This window comes from Aestuariimicrobium soli (assembly GCF_051192575.1).
GTDB lineage: Bacteria > Actinomycetota > Actinomycetes > Propionibacteriales > Propionibacteriaceae > Aestuariimicrobium > Aestuariimicrobium soli.
Genome location: NZ_JBPJSQ010000011.1, coordinates 290,943 through 313,294 on the forward strand (window position 1 = coordinate 290,943; position 22,352 = coordinate 313,294).

General features: G+C 66.4%; 15 protein-coding genes and 3 rRNA genes. 12 read left to right on the forward strand and 6 right to left on the reverse strand.

What is annotated here, in order from left to right:
- Positions 1 to 2 precede the first annotated feature (2 nt).
- From valS to ACSDQ9_RS13520, 3 genes are read right to left on the reverse strand one after another with little or no spacing between them, the layout of a single operon-like run.
- The gene (gene valS, locus ACSDQ9_RS13510) at positions 3 to 2,654 is read right to left on the reverse strand and encodes a valine--tRNA ligase (protein WP_435147841.1); all 2,652 of its coding nucleotides are present in this window, start codon (positions 2,652 to 2,654) and stop codon (positions 3 to 5) included.
- 22 nt (positions 2,655 to 2,676) lie between these two features.
- The gene (locus ACSDQ9_RS13515) at positions 2,677 to 3,492 is read right to left on the reverse strand and encodes a DsbA family protein (protein WP_435147843.1); all 816 of its coding nucleotides are present in this window, start codon (positions 3,490 to 3,492) and stop codon (positions 2,677 to 2,679) included.
- A gap of 4 nt (positions 3,493 to 3,496) precedes the next feature.
- Positions 3,497 to 4,318: a DsbA family protein gene (locus tag ACSDQ9_RS13520; RefSeq protein ID WP_435147844.1), complete on the reverse strand. Its 822-nt coding sequence runs from the start codon at positions 4,316 to 4,318 to the stop codon at positions 3,497 to 3,499.
- Positions 4,319 to 4,406: 88 nt separating this feature from the next.
- Here ACSDQ9_RS13520 and ACSDQ9_RS13525 point away from each other — a divergent pair, with 88 nt between their 5' ends.
- The 5 genes from ACSDQ9_RS13525 to ACSDQ9_RS13545 are packed head-to-tail and all read left to right on the forward strand — an operon-like array spanning position 4,407 to position 9,650.
- Positions 4,407 to 5,849, forward strand: coding sequence for a bifunctional folylpolyglutamate synthase/dihydrofolate synthase (locus ACSDQ9_RS13525; protein ID WP_435147846.1), 1,443 nt, complete (start codon positions 4,407 to 4,409; stop codon positions 5,847 to 5,849).
- Positions 5,846 to 6,193, forward strand: a complete 348-nt coding sequence (locus ACSDQ9_RS13530; protein ID WP_435147848.1) for a DUF4233 domain-containing protein — start codon at positions 5,846 to 5,848, stop codon at positions 6,191 to 6,193. The genes ACSDQ9_RS13525 and ACSDQ9_RS13530 overlap by 4 nt, the downstream gene beginning before the upstream one ends.
- Positions 6,194 to 6,202: 9 nt before the next feature.
- Complete coding sequence (ndk, locus tag ACSDQ9_RS13535) at positions 6,203 to 6,628, forward strand: nucleoside-diphosphate kinase (protein WP_435147850.1); 426 nt, start codon at positions 6,203 to 6,205, stop codon at positions 6,626 to 6,628.
- Positions 6,628 to 7,680, forward strand: coding sequence for a CPBP family intramembrane glutamic endopeptidase (locus tag ACSDQ9_RS13540; protein ID WP_435147852.1), 1,053 nt, complete (start codon positions 6,628 to 6,630; stop codon positions 7,678 to 7,680). Before ndk ends, ACSDQ9_RS13540 begins: the two co-directional genes overlap by 1 nt.
- A gap of 11 nt (positions 7,681 to 7,691) precedes the next feature.
- Entirely contained in the window at positions 7,692 to 9,650 is a 1,959-nt protein-coding gene (locus tag ACSDQ9_RS13545) for a TIGR03960 family B12-binding radical SAM protein (RefSeq protein ID WP_435147854.1), read from the forward strand.
- A gap of 4 nt (positions 9,651 to 9,654) precedes the next feature.
- Here ACSDQ9_RS13545 and ACSDQ9_RS13550 read toward each other — a convergent pair whose 3' ends face one another.
- Positions 9,655 to 9,999 carry a tetratricopeptide repeat protein gene (locus ACSDQ9_RS13550; protein WP_435147856.1) on the reverse strand — a complete coding sequence of 115 codons (345 nt, stop codon included), beginning with the start codon at positions 9,997 to 9,999 and terminating at the stop codon, positions 9,655 to 9,657.
- Positions 10,000 to 10,027: 28 nt separating this feature from the next.
- A complete protein-coding gene (locus ACSDQ9_RS13555; RefSeq protein WP_435147858.1) occupies positions 10,028 to 11,266 on the reverse strand; it encodes a CynX/NimT family MFS transporter in 1,239 nt (412 codons plus the stop codon).
- A 28-nt stretch (positions 11,267 to 11,294) separates the two neighbouring features.
- Here ACSDQ9_RS13555 and ACSDQ9_RS13560 point away from each other — a divergent pair, with 28 nt between their 5' ends.
- A complete protein-coding gene (locus ACSDQ9_RS13560) occupies positions 11,295 to 12,050 on the forward strand; it encodes a TIGR03936 family radical SAM-associated protein (RefSeq protein ID WP_435147860.1) in 756 nt (251 codons plus the stop codon).
- Between the two features lie 217 nt (positions 12,051 to 12,267).
- Positions 12,268 to 14,958, forward strand: coding sequence for an Rne/Rng family ribonuclease (locus tag ACSDQ9_RS13565; RefSeq protein WP_435147862.1), 2,691 nt, complete (start codon positions 12,268 to 12,270; stop codon positions 14,956 to 14,958).
- 3 nt (positions 14,959 to 14,961) lie between these two features.
- Here ACSDQ9_RS13565 and ACSDQ9_RS13570 read toward each other — a convergent pair whose 3' ends face one another.
- Positions 14,962 to 15,813, reverse strand: coding sequence for a hypothetical protein (locus ACSDQ9_RS13570; protein ID WP_435147863.1), 852 nt, complete (start codon positions 15,811 to 15,813; stop codon positions 14,962 to 14,964).
- Positions 15,814 to 15,977: 164 nt separating this feature from the next.
- Between ACSDQ9_RS13570 and rplU the strand changes: the two genes are divergently transcribed.
- From rplU to rrf, 5 genes are all read left to right on the forward strand, one after another.
- Positions 15,978 to 16,286, forward strand: coding sequence for a 50S ribosomal protein L21 (rplU, locus tag ACSDQ9_RS13575; RefSeq protein WP_435147865.1), 309 nt, complete (start codon positions 15,978 to 15,980; stop codon positions 16,284 to 16,286).
- Between the two features lie 12 nt (positions 16,287 to 16,298).
- Positions 16,299 to 16,556, forward strand: coding sequence for a 50S ribosomal protein L27 (rpmA, locus tag ACSDQ9_RS13580; protein ID WP_435147867.1), 258 nt, complete (start codon positions 16,299 to 16,301; stop codon positions 16,554 to 16,556).
- A 554-nt stretch (positions 16,557 to 17,110) separates the two neighbouring features.
- A 16S ribosomal RNA gene (locus tag ACSDQ9_RS13585) occupies positions 17,111 to 18,626 on the forward strand.
- Between the two features lie 356 nt (positions 18,627 to 18,982).
- Positions 18,983 to 22,081 (forward strand): 23S ribosomal RNA (locus ACSDQ9_RS13590).
- Positions 22,082 to 22,190: 109 nt separating this feature from the next.
- Positions 22,191 to 22,307, forward strand: a 5S ribosomal RNA gene (gene rrf / locus ACSDQ9_RS13595).
- Together the 16S, 23S and 5S rRNA genes form the textbook arrangement of a ribosomal RNA operon.
- Positions 22,308 to 22,352: the final 45 nt, after the last annotated feature.

Sequence of the window (22,352 nt, forward strand, 5' to 3'; positions counted from 1 at the left end):
GGTCAGCCCTGCTGGTTCGGCGTGGAGGCCAGCTCGACCTCGACGGCCAGTGGCTGGTCGGCCACCACCCACGAGACCTCGCCGACGAGCCGACCGACGGCCCGCAGGTCGTCCTCGATCACCCGCAGGCGATCGGCGGAGGCACCGGTGAAAGTGGCCCGGGTCACCTCGGTCTTCATCGAGACCTTGGCCTGCGACTTGGCGCCGCGGACGGCGATCAGCGCCTGGGCCACGTCGGCCAGCAGGGTCGCGTCACCCCCGGTGCTCACCTCGCCGCTCGTCGGCCACGCCTGGGTGTGCACCGAGGCGGTGTCGTCCGCCGGGGTCGTCCACGACCACACCTCCTCGGTGACGAAGGGCAGGAAGGGGGCGAAGAGTCGCAGCATCACCGACAGGGCGATCCGCAGCGCAGCGTGCGCCGAGCCGGCCGCCTCGTCGCCCTGTGCGCCGTAGGCGCGCTCCTTGACCACCTCGAGGTAGTCATCGCAGAACGACCAGAAGAACTCCTCGGTCGCCTCGAGGGCACCGGTGTAGTCGTAGGCGTCGAACGCGGCGGTGGCCTTCTCGACCACCTGCGCCAGCCCTGCCAGCATCGCGGCGTCCAACGGGTTGGTGACCCGGTCGAGCGAGGCGTCCGACGAGGCCATGCCGAGCACGAACTTCGAGGCGTTGAGCACCTTCATGGCGAGGCGTCGTCCGACCTTCATCTGGGTCTCGTCGAACGGCGAGTCCAGACCCGGACGAGCGATCGCCGCCCGCCAGCGCACCGCATCGGCGCCGTACTTGTCGAGGATCTCGGTGGGCACCACCACGTTGCCCTTCGACTTCGACATCTTCTTGCGGTCGGGGTCGACGATGAAGCCCGAGATCATCGCCACCTTCCACGGCGCCCGGTCCTCCTCGAAGTGGGCGCGGACGACCCGGCTGAACAGCCAGGTGCGGATGATGTCGTGGGCGTGGGTGCACAGGTCGTAGGGGAAGACCGTCTCGAACAGGGCCTCGTCGGTCAGCCAGCCGCCGGCCAGCTGCGGGCTGAGCGAGCTCGTCGCCCAGGTGTCCATCACGTCGGGGTCGCCGATGAAGCCGCCGGGCACCCCGCGCTGCTGTTCGGTGTAGCCCGCGGGCGCCTGCGAGGCCGGGTCGACCGGCAACTGGTCCTCGGTCGGCAGCAGCGGGTTCGCGTAGTCGGGCTCCCCGTCGGCGTCGAGCGCGTACCAGACCGGGAACGGCACCCCGAAGAAGCGCTGCCGGCTGATCAGCCAGTCGCCGTTCAGGCCATTGACCCAGTTGTCGTAGCGGTGCTTCATGTGGCCGGGCACCCACGTCAGTTCGGCGCCACGGTCGAGCAACTGCGTGCGCAGGTCGGCGTCTCGTCCGCCGTTGCGCACGTACCACTGGCGCGTCGAGACGATCTCGAGCGGCTTGTCGCCCTTCTCGTAGAAGTTCGTCATGCGCTGGGTGGGCTTGGGCTCACCGTCGAGGTCACCGGTCTCGCGCAGCCGGGCGACCACGGCCTCGCGTGCCGAGAAGGTGGTCTTGCCCGCCAGCTCGGCCCAGAACTCGCTCCCGGCACCGGCGGCGATCCACTCCGGGGTGTCGCGCAGCAGGCGGCCGTCGCGGCCGATCACCGTGCGCACCGGCAGGTTCAGCTCACGCCACCACTGCACGTCGGTCAGGTCGCCGAAGGTGCAGCACATCGCGATGCCCGCACCCTTGTCGGGCTCCGCCGCGGGGTGGGGGAGCACCGGCACCTCGACGCCGAAGATCGGCGAGGCCACGGTGGTGCCGAACAGCGGCTGGTAGCGCTCGTCGTCGGGGTGGGCGATCAGCGCCACCACGGCGGGAATCAGCTCGGGGCGGGTGGTCTCGATCCAGACCGTCTCCGCGGGGGGGCGACCCCCCGCACCCCCCGCAGCTGCCGCGTCGCGGGTGTCGGTGTGAAAGGCCACCCGGTGGTAGGCGCCCGGGTACTCCCGGGCCTCGAGCTCGGCCTGGGCGACCGCGGTCTGGAACGTCACGTCCCACAGGGTGGGCGCCTCCTGCAGGTAGGCCTCACCGCGGGCCAGGTTGCGCAGGAACGCGGTCTGGCTGACGCGCTGCGCCTTCGGGCCGATGGTGGTGTAGTTCTGCGTCCAGTCCACCGACAGGCCCAGCGTGCGCCACAGCGACTCGAAGACCTGCTCGTCGGCCTCCACCAGCTGCTCGCACAGCTCGACGAAGTTGCGTCGGCTGATCGGCTGCTGCCGCTTCGGGTCGGGCTTGGCCGGCGGGGTGTAGTCCTCGACGTAGGGCAGCGAGGGGTCGCAGCGCACGCCGAAGTAGTTCTGCACGCGGCGCTCGGTCGGCAGGCCGTTGTCGTCCCAACCCATCGGGTAGAACACCTGCTTGCCGCGCATGCGCTGGTAGCGGGCGATCAGGTCAGTGTGGGTGTAGCTGAACACGTGGCCCACGTGCAGTGACCCCGAGACGGTGGGGGGCGGGGTGTCGATGGAGTAGACCTGCTCGCGCGACTCCGGGCGGACGAAGGCGTAGGTCTGTCGCTCGCGCCACTTCTCGGCCCAGGCAGCCTCCAGCCCCTCCAGCACCGGCTTGTCCGGTACCTGCGACGCGGTCGGGGTCGCGGCGGGCTCGGACGAGGGGTGTGCTTGGCTCATGGGCCACGATCTTAGTGCCGACTCAGGAGTGCTCCGCGATCGCTTTCTGCCAGGCGTCGGTGGTGGCCTCCAGCCCGGTCCACCACGGCACCTGCTTGCCGTCGCGCTCGATCATCGGGTTGGTGCCGTTGATCGAGACCTGCGGGGTGGAATGGTCGAAGCCCGGCATCGCCTTGGTCTGCTCCGAGGCGAGCGCCACGGCCGTGGCCTTCTGGTCGTAGCACTGCTGGAAGCGCGCGAGGTCGGCGTCCTGCAGGCCCGCCTGGTTGGCGAACGTCACCCGCAGCTGCTCATCGGTGAACCCCTCACCCTCGCGCTCCGGCTGCCCCGCGAACACCGCGTCCTGGTAGGTCGGGAAGACCCCCACGACATCGGCGCAGAAGGCGGCTCGTCCGGCGCGCTCGGAGGCATCCTCGTTGCCGAGCGCCTGGCCGATCACAGTGAGCACCGTCACCTCGAGCTTGATCTCGCCCGCCCCCGCCAACTGGTTCAGCACCGGCGCGTAGGTCTCGTTGAAGGCCTTGCAGTAGGGACACTGGAAATCGAGGTAGACGGTCACCGTGGGCACGTCGCCGGTGGTGCGCGGGTTCTGCACGATGCCGGTGCCCGCCGCGTTCAGGTTCGGGGGCGAGATCTGCGCGGCCCGCTGGTCGGGGGTCAGCCCACCCGAGCGCCGCTGCTGCACCACCACGATGGTGACCGTGGCAATGATGGCCAACAGCACCACCGCCGCAACGGCGTAGATGACCCGCATCCGGGTGCGCTGGCGGCGGGCGTCCTGCTGCTGTTGGAGGCGCAGCTGGTCGCGGCGGGTCCGGGGCTGGCTGGCGTCGGCCATCGGACTACTTGTTGGCCTCGATGGCCTTCAGCCAGGCGTCCTCGGTGGGCTCGAGCACGCGCCACCAGTCGGTGTCTTCGCCCTTCTCGTTCTTCACCTTGGGGTTCTTGCCGTTGATGGAGTACTGCGGGGTCGACCCGAGCCAGGTGGTGCGGGCCTTGGCCTCGGCCTCGCGCACCGCCTTCGACGTGGACTTGTCGTCGTAGCACTTCTGGTAGGCGGTCAGCTTGTCCCCGGTGATGCCGGCCGTGGTGGGGTAGGTCACCCGCAGCTGCTCATCGGTGAATCCCGTGCCCTCGGCCGGCTGGTCGGCGTAGACGGCGTCGTGGAACGGGCCGAAGGCGCCCGCGATGTCGGCGCAGAACGAGGCCCGTGCGGCCTTCTCGGACGAGTCGTTGCGCAGGTTGGTGTCGAGGAAGGTGAGCACGCGGTACTCGACCTTGACCTTGCCCGACGCGGCCAGCTTGTTGACGGTCTCGCCGTAGTAGTCGTTGGCGCTCTTGCAGGCGGGGCACTGGAAGTCGAGGTAGACCGACAGGGTGGGCACGTCCCCGGTCACCTGCGGGTTCAGCACGATGCCGGAACCGTCGGCGTTCAGGTTCGGCGGGCTCACCTGCGAGGCGGCCTCACGGGCGGCGATCTCCTGCTTGCGCTGGCGATCCTGGAAGATCACCACCCCGACGGTCGCGATGATCGCGAGCACGACGACGGCCGCCACCGAGTAGATGATGCGCATGCGCACCTGCGCGCGCTTCGCGTCGGCCTGCTGCTGGGCACGGAGTTGTTCGCGCCGGGTCTGGGCACCCTGGGAGGTCTTCTTGCTCAACGCACTGCTTCCTGGTGAGGGGGGTACGGGTGATACGTGGTGTCTACGCCGACGAGTGTACGGGGGCGCGCACAGTAGGCTGTCCGCGATGAACCAGCATGAATCGGCGACCCACCACCAGGCCATCGTCGAGGCCCTCTATGCCCGCTGGCCCGAGAACCGGATCGCACCGTCGCTCGGCCGCATGCGAGCCATCTGCGACCTGTTGGGCAACCCCGAGCGCTCCGCCCCCGTGATCCAGATCACCGGGACGAACGGCAAGGGCTCCACGGCCGCCATGATCGACGCCCTGCTGCGGTCGGCCGGGCTGCGCACCGGGCGGATGGCCTCCCCGCACCTGCAGGACGTGGCCGAGCGCATCCTGATCGACGGCGAACCCATCACCGTCGAGCGCTTCGACGAACTCCATGAGGAACTGGCGCCGCTGGTCGAGATCGTCGACGGCCAGCTCATCGACGGGGTGCGGATGACCGCGTTCGAGCTGTACACGGCGATGGGTTTCGCCGCCTTCGCCGACGCCCCGGTCGACGTGATGATCCTCGAGGTGGGCATGGGCGGATCCTGGGACGCCACCAATGTCGCCGACGCGCTGGTCGCCGTGATCACGCCCATCGACCTCGACCACACCCACATCCTCGGCTCGACCACCGTCGAGATCGCGAAGGAGAAGTCGGGCATCATCAAGGCCGGCGCGACGGCGGTGCTGGCCGGGCAGACTCCCGAAGTCGCCCAGGTGCTGCTCGACCGGTGCGCCGCCGTCGGTGCCGCCCCCGTGCTCGAGGGCCCGGGCTTCGGCCTGGTGCAGCGTGAGGTCGCGCTCGGCGGTCAGGTGATTCGCATCGAGACCTCGGACGGCCCGTTGGGCGGTCTCCACCTGCCCCTGCACGGCGCCCACATGGCGTCGAATGCTGCCCTGGCCGTTGCGGCGGCCGAGGCCTTCTTCGGCGGCAAGGGGCTGACCCCCGACGTGATCGCCGACGGCCTCGCCGCCACCGCCATCCCGGCCCGGCTTGAGGTCGTCCGCCGGGAGCCCACGATCGTGCTCGACACCGCCCACAACCCCCACGGCGTGCGGGCCACCCTCGCCGCCACCCAGGAGGCGTTCGGCTTCGACCCGCTCATCGGCGTGGTCGCGATGATGCGCGACAAGGATTCCGCAGGTGTGCTCGACCTGTTCGCCGAGGTGATGGACCGCATCGTGGTGACCACGGTGCAGTCGAGCAGCCGCGCCCACACCCCCGACGAACTGGCCGCGCTGGCCGAGGAGGCCTTCGGTGCCGGCCGGGTCGAGAGCCGCGACACCATGGTCGACGCCCTCGAACGGGCTGTGCAGCTGGCCGACGAGGCCGGTGAGGGCGCCGGCGTGTTGGTGGTCGGGTCGTTCATCGCCGCCGGTGAGGCGCGCGACCACCTGGTCGGACGAGGCCCGGCCACCGGTCGCTCGAACCCCCTGGCGGGCGCCACCACCCACGAGTGGGACTTCTCGGACTTCGACGAGCCCGAGGGCGCTCCCGGTGAGGTGATCTCGTGAGCGTGGGACTGTCGGCCGACAACCCGATGAACCGGGCGATGCTGTCGCTGCTGGTCTTCGAGGTGATCGTCTTCGGGTTGGGCATCCCGGGCATGCTGCTGCTCGACGACGTCCCCGTGGCCGTGGCCGTCGGGGCCACCTCGGCCGCCATCGTGCTGGCCATCGCCGCGGCGGGCACGCTGCGTCGTCCGATCGGATACCCACTGGGCTGGCTGACCCAGGTCGCCGGGTTGGCGCTGGGGTTCCTGACCCCGATGATGTTCGCCGCGAGCGGCATCTTCGCCCTGGTCTGGGTGGGCTGCTTCGTGCTGGGGCGAAGGATCGAGAACACGCCGACTCGCTAGGGTTGTCCCATGTCGAACGCACACCCGGTCGAGCGCACGTTGGTGCTGCTCAAGCCCGATGCCGTCGCTCGTAAGCTGACCGGCCAGATCCTGACCCGCTACGAGGCCAAGGGGCTGACCATCGTCGCCCTCAAGCAACTGCTGGCCACCACCGACCTCGCGGCCGCCCACTACGCCGAACACGAGGGTCGCGACTACTACCCGCCGCTGCTGGAGTTCATCACCTCCGGCCCGCTGGTCGCGCTGATCCTCGAGGGGGAGCGGGCGATCGAGATCGTCCGCCTGATGAACGGGTCCACCGACTCGGCGAAGGCCGCCCCCGGCACGATCCGCGGCGACCTGTCGGTCTACTACAACAAGAATCTGGTGCACGCCTCGGACTCACCCGAGAACGCCCTCCGCGAGATCGGTATCTGGTTCCCCGAGGGGGCGTGATGACCCAGCCGTGGCCGCCAGGGCCGCACCAGTCTGTGCAGCAGCCCGGGGGCACGGTGAATCCCGCCTACCTGCCCATGGGCGACTGGACGCCCGTGCCGCAGCCCGTGGCCCTGCCCACCGAGCCGACCCGGTACCCGATGTTCTGGCGGACGACGGCCTGGTCGCCGTGGAAGCCGATCGTCGCCGTGGTGCTCGGGCTGGTGGCCTTCTTCCTGCTGCAGGTGGTCGCCCTCGGGGTGGGCATCGGCATCGATCTGGGCACGGGCCGCGTCGACGCCGAGGAACTGTTCGACGGGCTCTCCAAGGGCCAGTTCACGGTGACGCCGGCGTTCTTCCTGGCCAACAATGTCGCCCTCGGCCTGTCGATCCCGCTGGTGCTCGTGCTCAGCCGGTGGCCGTTCGGCCAGCGCGGCGGGTTCGTCGCCTCGGTGATCGGACGACTCCGCTGGGGCTTGCTCGGCGCCTTCACGGCGGCCATCTGCCTTCCCTGGCTGGTGGTGGCCGGGCTGTCGCTGTGGTGGGGCCGCGGCGATCTGACGGTGACGCCCGACACCTGGGTGCTGCTGATCGGCATCCTGCTCACCACCCCGTTCCAGGCGGCCGGGGAGGAGTACCTCTTCCGAGGCGGGGTGAACCGGGCCTTCGCGAGCTTCTTCCGCAATCCGTGGATCGGCGTGCCGGTCGGCGCGATCGTGCAGGGTCTGCTGTTCATGCTGGCCCACGGTGCCGGCGACCTGACGCTCAACCTGTACTACCTGTTCTTCGGCCTGGTCGCGGCCTGGCTGGTGTGGCGCACCGGTGGCCTCGAGGCCGCCATCGCCGTGCACGTGGTGAACAACCTCACCAGCGAGTTCGCCATGCCGTTCACCGACATCAGCCACATGTTCGACCGGCAGGAGGGGGCCGCGAGCGTCGCCGACATCTGGCCCATCCTGGTCTGTCTGGCCATCGCCGTGGCGGTGGCCGAGGTGTTCGTCCGCTTCCGCAGGCCCGCCGTCACCGGCCCCCTGGGAGCTCCCTCGGCGGAGGTTTCGCGCCAGCAGACGTAGAATCGGCAGCGATGATTGAGCACACCTCTTTGTTCGAGCGCCTCGAGCCGCTGCTGGCGCAGGTCAGCAAACCCATCCAGTACGTCGGTGGGGAGCACAACAGCGTCCACAAGGACTGGGACTGCGGCGATGCCGTCGGCCAGCCGACCGTGCGCTGGGCGTTGATGTACCCCGACGCCTACGAGGTGGGCCAGCCCAACCAGGGTGTGGCGATTCTCTACGAGATCCTCAACGAGCGTGACTGGATCGTGGCCGAGCGCACCTACGCGGTGTGGCCCGACCTGCAGGCGCTGATGCGCGAGCACCAGCTGCCGCAGTTCACCCTCGACCAGCACCGCCCCGTGCGGGCCTTCGACGTGTTCGGTGTCTCGTTCGCCACCGAGCTGGGCTACACCAACCTGGTCAATGCCCTCGACCTGGCGGGCATCCCCCTCCACTCGCGCGAGCGCACCGACGACGACCCGCTGGTGGTCGCCGGTGGCCATGCCGCCTTCAATCCCGAGCCGATCGCCGACTTCATCGACGTGGCCGTCATCGGCGACGGCGAGGAGGCCTCGCTGCAGATCTCCGACATCGTCCGTGAGTGGAAGGCCGAGGATCGTCCGGGTGGGCGCGAAGGGCTGCTGCTGCGACTGGCGGCCACCGGCGCGTTCTACGTGCCCGCCTTCTACGACGTCACCTACCTGGCCGACGGCCGCATCCAGCGGATCGCCCCGAACCGCGAGGGGGTGCCCTTCCAGGTGCGCAAGCACACCCTGATGGACCTCGACGAGTGGCCCTACCCGAAGAAGCCGCTGGTGCCGCTGGCCGAGACCGTGCATGAGCGCTACTCGGTCGAGATCTTCCGCGGCTGCACCCGCGGGTGCCGCTTCTGCCAGGCCGGCATGATCACCCGCCCGGTGCGCGAACGCTCCATCGAGACCATCGGCACGATGGTGGCCGAGGGGCTGCGCAACACCGGGCTCGAAGAGGTGGGGCTGTTGTCGCTGTCGAGCGCCGACCACTCCGAGATCGGCGACGTCACCAAGCAGCTGGCCGATCGCTACGAGGGGACGAACGTGTCGCTGTCGCTGCCCTCGACCCGTGTCGACGCCTTCAACATCGACCTCGCCAACGAGCTGTCGCGCAACGGGCGGCGCTCGGGGCTGACCTTCGCCCCCGAGGGCGGCTCGGAGCGCATGCGCAAGGTGATCAACAAGATGGTCTCCGAGGACGACCTGATCGAGACCGTCGCCACCGCCTTCGGCAACGGCTGGCGGCAGGTGAAGTTGTACTTCATGTGCGGCCTGCCGACCGAGACGGACGAGGACGTGCTCGCCATCGCCGACATGGCGGCCAGGGTGATCGAGACCGGCCGCAAGGCGGCGGGATCCCGCGACATTCGCTGCACGGTCTCGATCGGTGGGTTCGTGCCGAAACCGCACACCCCGTTCCAATGGGCCGGTCAGGCCTCACCCGAGACCATCGACCGCCGCCTGGGTCTGCTGCGCGACAAGATTCGCGCCAACAAGCAGTACGGCAAGGCCATCGGCATGCGTTACCACGACGGCAAGCCCGGCCAGATCGAGGGCCTGCTCAGCCGGGGCGACCGTCGGGTCGGTGCCGTCATCGAAGAGGTGTGGCGTCAGGGCGGGCAGTTCGACGGCTGGAGCGAGCACTTCAGCTACGACCGCTGGGTCGAGGCGTGCGAGTCCGCGCTCGCGGGCACAGGCGTCGATCTGGCCTGGTACACCACCCGCGAGCGGGACTACGACGAGGTGCTCCCCTGGGACCACCTGGACTCTGGCCTCGACCGGGACTGGTTGTGGGAGGACTGGCAGGACGCCATCGACGAGGTCGAGGTCGACGACTGCCGCTGGACCCCGTGCTACGACTGCGGCGTCTGCCCGCAGATGTCGACCGAGATCCAGATCGGCCCCACCGGCCGCAACCTGCTTCCCCTGACCGTCGTGGGGTCCAGCCTCGGCTGAGGCGTCAGCTGAACGCCGCGTGCGTGCTCAGGTGGGAGTCATCCCCGGTGAGCGCCGCCAGCCGGCGACGAACCCCGGCGGCCTCGTCGTGGCGCGACTGACGCTCCAGCGTGCGGGCCATCAGCAGCAGCACATAGTCGTTGGTGGGGTCGTCGACCATCAGTTCGCGCAGCAGGGCTTCAGCCTTGGGCAGGGCGGCACGGTGGTAGTGCGCCCGGGCCAGGTACTCCCGCGCGTTCAGGTTGGTCGGGTCATCGGCCAGCACCGTCTCGAAGCGCTCGATCGCCGACGCGTAGTCGCGGTTGTCGAAGGCGTGGACGGCCATCTCCATGGTGAGCAGCGTGAACATGCCCCCTCCAACGCCGCCGGTCGGTGGGCTATTCCGCCGCACCAGCCCCGGGTAGTTGGTCCTCGATCGCGCCTGACCTGATGGCCCCGAATCCGGCGATGGTCATCGGCACGGTGAACAGGCCCAGCACCAGCACCGGCCAGAACCAGGTACCGGTCAGCTGGTGCACCACCCCGAGGGTCAGCGGCCCGCCGATGGCGATGCAGTAACCGACGGTCTGGGCGAACCCCGACAGCGCGGCCGTGCCCTCCGCGGTGCGTGCCCGCAGGCCGAACAGGGCCAGGATCATCGGGAAGCTCGAGGTGCCCACCGCGATCAGGGCCGCCCACAGCCAGGGCACTGTCGCCGGGGCCAGCAGCAGCCCGAGGTAGCCGGCCACCGCGGCCGCGACCACCACGACGAACAGGCCCATCGGACGAGGGTTGCGCCCCATGTAGGCCGGCCACAGGAAGGCCAGCGGGATGCCCAGACCGGTGCAGATGCCCAGCATGGCTCCGGCCTGGGTCTGCGAGAGGCCCGCGGCCATGTAGATCGACGGCAGCCAGCCGAAGATCGAGTAGGCCTGGGCCGACTGGAAGCCGAAGAAGACGCCCAGCATCCAGCCCAGTCGAGTGCGGGCCAGGGCCGCCAGCGAGATGCCTCGTCCGGTGGTGGCCCGACGCTCGGAATGCCCGCGGTCGTGGCGCAGCGCGGGCAGCCAGGCCAGGGCCGAGACGAGCACCGGCACGCACCAGACGGTGAAGGCGCCACGCCACCCGCCCAGCTCCTGGGCGAGCGGAACCGTCAGACCACTCGAGATGGCCACGCCGATCGACAGGGTGAGGGAGTAGAACGCGGTCACCAGGCCGACGTGATCGGCGAAGTGCCGACGGACGACGCTGGGGGCCAGCACGTTCGCGAGGGCCATGCCGGCGAGCCCCACCGCCGACAGGGCCAGGAAGCTCGCCTCGTCGCTGACCAGCGTGCGGGTGAATCCCCCCACCAGAATGGCCACGATGCCGGTGCCGATCACCCGGTGCAGCCCGAACCGACGGGCCAGCGCGGGCGCCACCGAACCGATGACGGCGAAACAGGCCGTGGGCAGGCTGGTGAGGATGCCCGCGGTGGTGCCGGTGAGGCCCACATCGGCCTGCAGTTGGGGGAGCACGGGCCCCACCGAACTCGCCAACGGACGAAGGTTGAACGCCAGCACCGTCAGGGCCAGCAGCATGCCGGCCCGGGCCACCCACCAGCGGCGGGGCTGTCTCGGGCTGGTGGTGTGGCTCACAGGCACCGGAGTCTACAATTGCGCCCTGATGTCAGAAGCCAGCCAGTCGTTCTCGAAACGCCGCCACCAGCCCGAGCAGCAGGCCCCGCCGGTGCAGCGGTTGCGGCTGCGCTACGCCAAGCGCGGTCCGGCCCGGTTCACCAGCCATCGCGACTTCTCGCGGGCCTTCGAGCGTGCCCTGCGTCGGGCCGACGTGCCGATGGCCTACTCGTCGGGCTTCACCCCGCACCCGCGCATCTCCTACGCCAACGCGTCGCCGACGTCGGCGGCGACCGAGGCCGAGTACCTCGAGATCGGGCTCAGTGAGGTCTGCGATCCCGAGAAGGTGCGCGCCGCGCTCGACGACGTGCTGCCTCCCGGGTTGAGCGTGCTGGCGGTGGCCGAGGCCGAGGGGCAGGCGCTGGCCGACCGGCTGACTGCGTCGGCCTGGCGCGTCGATCTGGGTGAGGGCGTCGACGCCGAGGTGCTCGCGTCGGCCGTGGCCGCCCTCGAGGCCGCCGACTCCTTCGAGGTCTCCCGCATGACCAAGAACGGTCTGCGCACCTTCGACGTGCGTTCCGCCGTGGTGCAGCTGGAGGTGGTCGACGGGGGTCGCCTGCACCTGCTCAGCAGGCACCAGACCCCGCTCGTCCGACCCGATGACGTGGTCTCGGCGCTGCGCCAACTGCGCCCCGAGCTGGGCAGCGCTCGTCCGGCGTTGTTGACCCGCCTGGAACAGGGGTCGTTGACCGACGACGGCGGGTTGATCGACCCCTTCACGGGGGCGTCGCTGCACCCCTGGTGAGGGCGCTGTGCCATACTTCACCCCAGGGATGGGCGCCGACCCGGCGCCCAACGGAGTTGGATGACACGCCAGCCACACCGCGACGAGGGATCGACCGCGGGGGCACTGCTGAGAGCCCAACGCTCACAGCTCTGGCAGCATTCGCCCGCCCACCGACTTCTGGCGCGGCCGCGGCTGCGCCTCATGGCGGCATCCTGATGGATGCGAAGGAGCGCACATGCTCGATGACACGGATCCGAACCAGCCTTCGTTGACCCAGCCCACCCGCCGTCGCCGCTCGGCTTCCCGCCCGGCCGGCCCGCCGCCCGTCGCGGCCGTCGATGCGGGAACCGCCGCGGCCCCGCAGGAGCCGATCACTCGAACGGCCGCGGAGGCCAGCCCGGTGACCGAGGCGGACCAGCCGGCCGAGGCACCCGTCGCCGCCAAGCGTCCCGCCCGTCGGCGCGCCACCCGGCCCCAAGGCGCGACGGCCAGCCAGCCCGCGGTGGAACCGGTCGCCGAGCCGGTGGACGAGCCGGTGGACGAGCCCGCCCCCCAGCGCACCCGGAGCCGTCGCTCGCGGGCGGCCAAGGCGCCTGTCGCCGCCGTGGAGACCGCTGCCGAGGAGGCGCCAGCCGCCGAGACTCCGGCCGTCGAGACCCCGGAGCCCTCGGAGGCGAGCGATCTGGATGCTCGCCTGGCCGCTGCGGCCGCCGAGGCCGACGCTCGCCGCCAGCGCGGGCTCGCTCCCGAGATGGCCGATCCGTTCGCCTCGCCCGAGCTCGCCCTGCAGTCGCTGGCCGCCTCGATCGCGGGGATGAGTCACGCGGCCGACGAGACGGAGGCCGACGAGGCGGAGGCCGACGAGGAGACCCCCCAGAACGAGACCACCCAGGACGAGACCCCCCAGAACGAGGTCGCCGAGGACGAGGTTCCGGAGGACGAGGCCCCTGAGGAGGACGCTTCCGAGGAGAACGCTTCCGACGAGGGCGCCTCGGAGGATGCCCCCGATGAGGCCGGCGACGAGGGTGAGCGCAGTGGTCGCCGCCGTCGCCGTCGCCGTGGTGGCCGTCGTCGTCGTCGCGGGGCCGAGGACGAGGACTCGTCCGACGCCGACGAGAGCGACGAGGCCACGGAGGGTTCGAACGACCAGGCCGCGGACGACCAGCCGGGCGGTGACGACCAGCCGGGCGGTGACGACCAGTCCGCGGGCGACGCCGGTGCCAGCTCGGACGACGCGTCCGACGACCAGAGCGATGGCGCGGATGACTCCGCCGATGACGACGCCCCCGACACCGGTCGCCGCCGTCGTCGGCGTCGTCGCCGCCGCGGTGAGGACACCGGGGGTTCCGACGACGATCCCAGCGATGTCGTGGTGCGGGTGCGCGAGCCCCGTCGCGGGCGCTCGGCGTCCGACGAGGTCACCGGCATCGAGGGCTCGACCCGCATGGCCGCCAAGAAGATCCGTCGTCAGGAGGGGCGAGCCGCCGGCCGCCGCCGCGCGCCGATCCTGAGCGAGGCGGAGTTCCTGGCCCGCCGCGAGGCCGTCGAGCGCCGCATGGTGATCCGTCAGGCCGAGGACTACACCCAGCTGGCCGTGCTCGAGGACGGCGTGCTCGTCGAGCACTACGTCGACCGTGACTCGTCCGCGTCGATGATCGGAAACGTCTACCTGGGCCGCGTGCAGAACGTGCTGCCGGGCATGGAGGCCGCCTTCATCGACATCGGCCGCGGCCGCAATGCCGTGCTGTACGCCGGCGAGGTCGACTGGGACGCGTTCGGCGCCACCGGCGACCAGCGCAAGGTCGAGAAGGTCTTCAAGTCGGGCCAGGTCGTGCTCGTCCAGGTCTCCAAGGACCCGGTGGGAGCCAAGGGCGCCCGCCTGACCAGCCACATCTCGATCCCCGGCCGCTACATCGTCTACTCACCCGGCGGCCACCTGTCGGGCATCAGCCGCAAGCTCGCCGACACCGAGCGCCAGCGCCTCAAGGACATCCTGGGCACCCTGATCGACGAGAAGGCGTCGGTGATCGTGCGCACGGCCGCCGAGGGGGTCAGCGAGGACGAGCTCGTCCGCGACGTGAACCGCCTCAAGGCCCAATGGGAGGTCATCGAGAAGAAAGTGAAGCAGGGATCGGCGCCGCAGCAGCTGTACGGCGAGCCCGACCTGACGGTGCGGATCGTCCGTGACCTGTTCACCGAGGACTTCGCCGAGCTGCTGGTGCAGGGCAACGGCGGCGCCGACGACACCTACGACGCGATCGAGGGATACGTCAGCCACGTCGCGCCGCACCTGCAGGAGCGACTGACCCGCTGGGATGCCGACGAGCGCGGCGACATCTTCGCCGCTCACAAGCTCGACGAGCAGATCTCGAAGGCGCTGGAGCGCAAGGTCTTCCTGCCGTCGGGTGGTTCGTTGATCATCGACCGCACCGAGGCGATGACCGTCGTCGACGTGAACACCGGACGATTCACCGGCACCCAGGGCAACCTCGAGGCCACCGTCACCAGCAACAACCTGGAGGCGGCCGAGGAGATCGTCCGTCAGCTGCGCCTGCGCGACATCGGCGGCATCATCGTGATCGACTTCATCGACATGGTGCTGCCCAGCAACCGTGACCTGCTGCTGCGTCGGTTGGTCGAGTGTCTCGGACGAGACCGCACCCGCCACCAGGTCTCCGAGGTCACCAGCCTCGGACTGGTGCAGATGACCCGCAAGAAGATCGGCACCGGACTGGCGGAGGCCTTCACCGAGCAGTGCGAGCACTGCGGCGGGCGTGGGTACCACCGTTCCGAGGAGCCGGTGGCCTCACAGGCGCCGGCCGACGGTGGTGATCGTCGTGGTCAGGGTGGCTCGAGCAGCCAGGGCTCGTCGACCAACCGTCGTGGCGGACGACGCCGCCGGGGCGGGTCGTCCGACCACGACTGAGGCTCAGCCGATGCGGCCCTTGATCGTCACGGTGTCGGTGATCTCGAACTCGGCGCTGGTCAGCCGCACGCCGGCGGGCAGCTGGTCGTTGACGCTGATGGTGCGCCCGTTGTAGCGGTCGATGCGACCCTTCACGGCGCCCAGCAGCGCATTGATCACCGGGTTCTTCGACCCCACCTGCAGGTTCGACAGGGTGACGTTCATGGCGCTGTCGAGCGCGGCATTGCCGTGGACGACGGCGCTGGCCCCGATGAAGCCCTTCTTGACGCGGGCATCGGCGAAGAACTTCAGCTCGGTGGGGGAGACGGCCTGGAAGTCGAGCTTGAGGTCGTCGAGGGTGACGCCCATCTCCTGGGCGAAGGTCTGGCCGATCGTCAGGGCGGCGCGCTGCAGCTCGCCCTTGTCGACCGACGCCTGTCCCTCGCCGCTCACCGGGTGGGCCGCATCGTCGGGTTCGGGGAACTGCAGTCCCGCCTGACCCTGGGTGGTCTCCACCCAGGCGGCGGGCAGGTCACGCACCTGGCCCTGAAGGTTCACCCGGGCACCCGCCACGGTGAGTGGGGCGGCCGAGACCGTGACCAGTGAGATGACGGCCGGCTCCGTGGAGCGCACCTGCGTCTCGATCAGGGAGATCCCCCGCAGGTCGTCCGACAACGTGGGCACGGACACACCGGTCAGGTCGATCACCAGTTCAGCGATGGTCGAGCCCTCGAGCCGGGCGGCGATGGTGGCGCGGTCGATGCCGGAGACGGCCCGCGGCAGGATGGCGGCCACGGCCGTGCGCAGGGCGGTGGTCAGTGCTTCACTGGTCTGGGGACGAGGCGCGGGGCCCAACAGCAAGGTGTCATCACTCATGGCGCCCACTGTAGGGGGCGCCCGGTCGAGCGGGTTTGCAGTGGGCGGCGGTCGTACGTAGACTTGACCCTCGGTGTTCCCGCGTGCACTTGTTGAAGCCTGTGGGACGTTGGGCAGGCGCACAGCGCCACCCGGACAAGACTGAACTAACGGAAGAGGTCAACGTGTACGCGATCGTGCGCAGTGGCGGCCGCCAGCACAAGGTTGCCGTCGGCGATGTCGTCGAGATCGACAAGGTGTCGGACAAGGTCGGAAGCTCCGTCGAGCTGCAGGCCCTGCTCCTGGTTGACGGCGACACCGTCACCTCTGACAAGGGTGCCCTCGACAAGGCTTCGATCACCGCCGAGGTGGTGGCCGAGACCAAGGGTCCCAAGATCCGCATCCTGAAGTATAAGAACAAGACCGGCTACAAGAAGCGCCAGGGTCACCGTCAGCGGTACACCCAGGTCAAGGTCACCGACATCAAGGCCTGAGGGAGAACTGACATGGCACACAAGAAGGGCGCATCGTCGTCCAAGAACGGTCGTGACTCGAACGCCCAGCGCCTCGGCGTGAAGCGCTTCGGTGGCGAGGTCGTCAACGCCGGCGAGATCATCGTGCGTCAGCGCGGCACCCACTTCCACCCCGGTGAGGGCGTGGGGCGCGGTGGCGACGACACCCTGTTCGCGCTGCGCGAGGGAGCCGTCGAGTTCGGCACCCGTCGTGGTCGCCGCGTGATCAACGTGCAGCCGACCGAGGCCTGAGCCCAGCTCGTCTCGCACACCCAGCACTCCCGACCGGGGTCGTCCTCACCAGGACGGCCCCGGTCGCTGCGTTGCTGTGAGCTGTCTCTGGGAGCCGTTGGTGGGGAGCCGCCGGCAGGGGCTCCCACCCGGATTTGACTCCACCCCAGCGCAGGTCTAGAGTTACTCAGGTTGCTCCACGGAGCGACAACCCCCCCGAGCAGATGATCAGGGCCTCGCCTGCCCTGGTGCCGGACGCCCGGGGGAGAGCCAAGAAGGCGGATTTGACTCGCCGGCCGAGGCTCACTAAAGTTTCACGAGTTGCCCCAAGCGGATGGTCGAAAGGCCGGATGCGCGGGACGCGCCCGAATCTTGAGAACTCAACAGCGTGCTTTTTTAAAGTCAGTGAAGTAATGACAATTTTTGTCTCGTGCCTGGCTGGATGGTCTGCCTTTTGTGGGTGGGTTGTTTGGTTGGGTGGAGATTCCTTTGATGAATGATGATTGATCCAGTTTTTGGATTCTTTGTCAGGATTTGAACTCTTGATCACCCTTTTTGGGGGTGGTTGATATTTTTCAACGGAGAGTTTGATCCTGGCTCAGGACGAACGCTGGCGGCGTGCTTAACACATGCAAGTCGAGCGGTAAGGCCCTTCGGGGTACACGAGCGGCGAACGGGTGAGTAACACGTGAGTAACCTGCCCTGAACTTTGGGATAACAGTTGGAAACAGCTGCTAATACCGGATATGAGCCCCTGTCGCATGGTGGGGGTTGGAAAGCTCCGGCGGTTTGGGATGGACTCGCGGCCTATCAGCTTGTTGGTGAGGTAGTGGCTCACCAAGGCTTCGACGGGTAGCCGGCCTGAGAGGGCGACCGGCCACACTGGGACTGAGATACGGCCCAGACTCCTACGGGAGGCAGCAGTGGGGAATATTGCACAATGGACGGAAGTCTGATGCAGCAACGCCGCGTGCGGGATGACGGCCTTCGGGTTGTAAACCGCTTTCACCTATGACGAAGCGCAAGTGACGGTAGTAGGAGAAGAAGCACCGGCCAACTACGTGCCAGCAGCCGCGGTGATACGTAGGGTGCGAGCGTTGTCCGGAATTATTGGGCGTAAAGAGCTTGTAGGCGGTTTGTTGCGTCGGAAGTGAAAACTCAGGGCTCAACCCTGAGCGTGCTTTCGATACGGGCAGACTTGAGGGATGCAGGGGAGAATGGAATTCCTGGTGGAGCGGTGGAATGCGCAGATATCAGGAGGAACACCGGTGGCGAAGGCGGTTCTCTGGGCATTTCCTGACGCTGAGAAGCGAAAGCGTGGGGAGCAAACAGGCTTAGATACCCTGGTAGTCCACGCCGTAAACGGTGGGTACTAGGTGTGGGGGACTTCCACGTTCTCCGTGCCGCAGCTAACGCATTAAGTACCCCGCCTGGGGAGTACGGCCGCAAGGCTAAAACTCAAAGGAATTGACGGGGCCCCGCACAAGCGGCGGAGCATGTTCATTAATTCGATGCAACGCGAAGAACCTTACCTGGGTTTGACATATACCGGAAACATCTGGAGACAGGTGCCCCTTTTTGGTCGGTATACAGGTGGTGCATGGCTGTCGTCAGCTCGTGTCGTGAGATGTTGGGTTAAGTCCCGCAACGAGCGCAACCCTCGTCCATTGTTGCCAGCGGGTAATGCCGGGGACTCAATGGAGACCGCCGGGGCCAACTCGGAGGAAGGTGGGGATGAGGTCAAGTCATCATGCCCCTTATGTCCAGGGCTTGAAACATGCTACAATGGCAGGTACAAAGGGCTGCGATACCGCAAGGTTGAGCGAATCCCAAAAAGCCTGTCTCAGTTCGGATTGGGGTCTGCAACTCGACCCCATGAAGTCGGAGTCGCTAGTAATCGCAGATCAGCAACGCTGCGGTGAATACGTTCCCGGGGCTTGTACACACCGCCCGTCAAGTCATGAAAGTCGGCAACACCCGAAGCCGGTGGCCCAACCCTTGTGGGGGGAGCCGTCGAAGGTGGGGCTGGTAATTAGGACTAAGTCGTAACAAGGTAGCCGTACCGGAAGGTGCGGCTGGATCACCTCCTTTCTAAGGAGCCTTTTGGCTGATGCTGCCCTGGTGGTGGTGTTGGTCCATTTGTTGGTGCTGGGGCGAGTGTCCCTGGGCTGGCAAGGCTGTTTGGTGGATCACTGGCAAGTCTGCTGCTCATGGTGGCGCCGGCAAGTACAGCTTCTGCACGGTTGTGTGGGGGAGTGGAACGTGGGTGTTGGTGTGGGTGGCGGGTGTGGAGCACGCTGTTGGGTTTTGAGGGGTCGGTCGCTGTTGCGGCGTGATTTCCTTGCGGACCGGTGGGTCTGCTGCCCTTGGTGGGTGGTGGGTTTCCGGGCTCGCCCGTATTTTGAGAACTGCACAGTGGACGCGAGCATCTTTGTAGATATATTTTTTGACAAGCTACTAAGTGCGATCGGTGGATGCCTAGGCACCAAGAGCCGATGAAGGACGTTGTAACCTGCGATAAGCCCTGGGGAGCTGGTAAACGAGCTTTGATCCTGGGATTTCCGAATAGGGAAACCTTGAAATACCGGAGTCATGTCCGGCAACCTCTGCCTGAATATATAGGGCAGTTGGAGGGAACGTGGGGAAGTGAAACATCTCAGTACCCACAGGAAAAGAAAACAACCGTGATTCCGTGAGTAGTGGCGAGCGAAAGCGGAAGAGGCCAAACCGTATGTGTGTGATAGCTGACAGGCGTTGCATGTGCGGGGTTGTGGGAGCATTTGGTCGGGGCTGTTGACCCGGCGGCGAGTAAGAAATGAATGGTGAAGTTGAACTACCTGGGAAGGTAGAGCGTAGAGGGTAAGACTCCTGTAGACGTAAGCTGTTCACTCGTGAGTGTTATCCCAAGTAACGCGGAACTCTTGAAATTCCGCGTGAATCTGGCGGGACCACCCGTTAAGCCTAAATACTCCTTGGTGACCGATAGCGGACAAGTACCGTGAGGGAAAGGTGAAAAGTACCCCGGGAGGGGAGTGAAATAGTACCTGAAACCGATCGCATACAATCCGTCGGAGCCCTGCGGGGTGACGGCGTGCCTTTTGAAGAATGAGCCTGCGAGTTAGTGGTATGTGGCGAGGTTAACCCGTGTGGGGGAGCCGTAGCGAAAGCAAGTCCGAACAGGGCGTTGAGTCGCATGCTCTAGACCCGAAGCGTAGTGATCTATCCATGGCCAGGGTGAAGCGACGGTAAGACGTCGTGGAGGCCCGAACCCACTTGGGTTGAAAACCGAGGGGATGAGCTGTGGATAGGGGTGAAAGGCCAATCAAACTACGTGATAGCTGGTTCTCCCCGAAATGCATATAGGTGCAGCGTTGCGTGTTTCTTGTCGGAGGTAGAGCACTGGATGGTCTAGGGGGCCCAACAGCTTACCGAAATCAACCAAACTCCGAATGCCGGCAAGTGAGAGCGCAGCAGTGAGACTGTGGGGGATAAGCTTCATAGTCGAGAGGGAAACAGCCCAGATCATCAGCTAAGGCCCCTAAGCGATAACTAAGTGGAAAAGGATGTGGAGTTGCGGAGACAACCAGGAGGTTGGCTTGGAAGCAGCCACCCTTGAAAGAGTGCGTAATAGCTCACTGGTCAAGTGATTCTGCGCCGACAATTTAGCGGGGCTCAAGTTATCCGCCGAAGCTATGGCATTCACGCGTGTACTTGGCCTTTGTGGTCCAGGTGTGTGGATGGGTAGGGGAGCGTCGTGTGCGCGGTGAAGCGGCGGGGTGACCCAGTCGTGGAGTGCACACGAGTGAGAATGCAGGCATGAGTAGCGAATGACGGGTGAGAAACCCGTCCGCCGAATATCCAAGGGTTCCAGGGTCAAGCTAATCTGCCCTGGGTGAGTCGGGACCTAAGGCGAGGCCGACAGGCGTAGTCGATGGACAACGGGTTGATATTCCCGTACCGGCGAAGTACGGCCCATGCTGAATCAGGTGATGCTAAGCACGGAAGGTGGTTGAGGTCTTCGGATCGATGCCACTGACTCTGCGATCCGAACTTGTAGTAGGCAAGCTGCGGAGGGACGCAGGAAGGTAGCCCATCCCGGTGACTGGTATGCCGGGACAAGCGTGTAGGGCGAGGGGTAGGTAAATCCGCTCCTCATGTGCCTGAGACGTGACGTCGTGATTGGAATTCGTTTCCAAGAGTGGGTGATCCTATGCTGCCTAGAAAAGCTTCGTGAGCGACGTATGAGCCGCCCGTACCCCAAACCGACACAGGTGGATAGGTAGAGAATACCAAGGCGATCGAGATAATCGTGGTGAAGGAACTCGGCAAAATACCCCCGTAACTTCGGGATAAGGGGGACCGGATGGGTGTAGGGATTGACTCCTGAAGCCTTGAAGGTCGCAGAGACCAGGCCCAAGCGACTGTTTACTAAAAACACAGGTCCGTGCCAAGTCGAAAGACGATGTATACGGACTGACTCCTGCCCGGTGCTGGAAGGTTAACGGGAAGTGTCAGCTTACGCGAAGCACTGAACTTAAGCCCCAGTAAACGGCGGTGGTAACTATAACCATCCTAAGGTAGCGAAATTCCTTGTCGGGTAAGTTCCGACCTGCACGAATGGAGTAACGACTTGGGCGCTGTCTCCACCACGAACTCGGCGAAATTGCATTACGAGTAAAGATGCTCGTTACGCGCAGCAGGACGGAAAGACCCCGGGACCTTTACTACAGTTTGGTATTGGTGTTCGGTGCGACTTGTGTAGGATAGGTGGGAGACTGTGAAGCAGCCACGCCAGTGGTTGGGGAGTCAACGTTGAAATACCACTCTGGTCGCTCTGGATATCTAACTTAGGTCCATTATCTGGATCAGGGACAGTGCCTGATGGGTAGTTTGACTGGGGCGGTCGCCTCCCAAAAGGTAACGGAGGCGCCCAAAGGTTCCCTCAGCCTGGTTGGTAATCAGGTGGCGAGTGTAAGTGCACAAGGGAGCTTGACTGTGAGAGAGACATCTCGAGCAGGGACGAAAGTCGGGACTAGTGATCTGGCGGTGGCTTGTGGAAGCGCCGTCACTCAACGGATAAAAGGTACCCCGGGGATAACAGGCTGATCTTGCCCGAGCGCTCACAGCGACGGCATGGTTTGGCACCTCGATGTCGGCTCGTCGCATCCTGGGGCTGGAGTCGGTCCCAAGGGTTGGGCTGTTCGCCCATTAAAGCGGCACGCGAGCTGGGTTTAGAACGTCGTGAGACAGTTCGGTCCCTATCCGCTGCGCGCGTAGGAATCTTGAGAAGAGCTGTCCTTAGTACGAGAGGACCGGGACGGACTAACCTCTGGTGTGCCAGTTGTTCTGCCAAGAGCACGGCTGGTTGGCTACGTTGGGAAGTGATAACCGCTGAAAGCATCTAAGCGGGAAGCACGCTTCAAGATGAGGGTTCCCACAGATTTAATCTGGTAAGGCCCCCGGCAGACCACCGGGTGATAGGTCGGATGTGGAAGTGCTGCAAGGCATGGAGCTGACCGATACTAATAGGCCGAGGGCTTGTCTCATATCTTCTACAAAGATGCTACGCGTCCACTGTGTGGTTCCCGAGATACGGTCGGGAACCAGTTACAACATGCATATGGTTGTCTGGTGCCTGGAGCATCTCCTTGATGTTTCGGTGGCCATGGCGAAAGGGAAACACCCGGTTCCATTCCGAACCCGGAAGTTAAGCCTTTCAGCGCCGATGGTACTGCAGGGGGGACCCTGTGGGAGAGTAGGACGCCGCCGGACTTACACACCCCCCTGACCTTCGGGTCAGGGGGGTGTACTCATTTC

Bases quoted from the DNA above. Each gene is read 5' to 3' on its own strand.
- valS (WP_435147841.1), bottom strand. From the start codon at position 2,654: ATGAGCCAAGCACACCCCTCGTCCGAGCCCGCCGCGACCCCGACCGCG.
- ACSDQ9_RS13515 (WP_435147843.1), bottom strand. From the start codon at position 3,492: ATGGCCGACGCCAGCCAGCCCCGGACCCGCCGCGACCAGCTGCGCCTC.
- ACSDQ9_RS13525 (WP_435147846.1), top strand. From the start codon at position 4,407: ATGAACCAGCATGAATCGGCGACCCACCACCAGGCCATCGTCGAGGCC.
- ndk (WP_435147850.1), top strand. From the start codon at position 6,203: ATGTCGAACGCACACCCGGTCGAGCGCACGTTGGTGCTGCTCAAGCCC.
- ACSDQ9_RS13540 (WP_435147852.1), top strand. From the start codon at position 6,628: ATGACCCAGCCGTGGCCGCCAGGGCCGCACCAGTCTGTGCAGCAGCCC.
- ACSDQ9_RS13545 (WP_435147854.1), top strand. From the start codon at position 7,692: ATGATTGAGCACACCTCTTTGTTCGAGCGCCTCGAGCCGCTGCTGGCG.
- ACSDQ9_RS13550 (WP_435147856.1), bottom strand. From the start codon at position 9,999: ATGTTCACGCTGCTCACCATGGAGATGGCCGTCCACGCCTTCGACAAC.
- ACSDQ9_RS13560 (WP_435147860.1), top strand. From the start codon at position 11,295: ATGTCAGAAGCCAGCCAGTCGTTCTCGAAACGCCGCCACCAGCCCGAG.
- ACSDQ9_RS13565 (WP_435147862.1), top strand. From the start codon at position 12,268: ATGCTCGATGACACGGATCCGAACCAGCCTTCGTTGACCCAGCCCACC.
- ACSDQ9_RS13570 (WP_435147863.1), bottom strand. From the start codon at position 15,813: ATGAGTGATGACACCTTGCTGTTGGGCCCCGCGCCTCGTCCCCAGACC.
- rpmA (WP_435147867.1), top strand. From the start codon at position 16,299: ATGGCACACAAGAAGGGCGCATCGTCGTCCAAGAACGGTCGTGACTCG.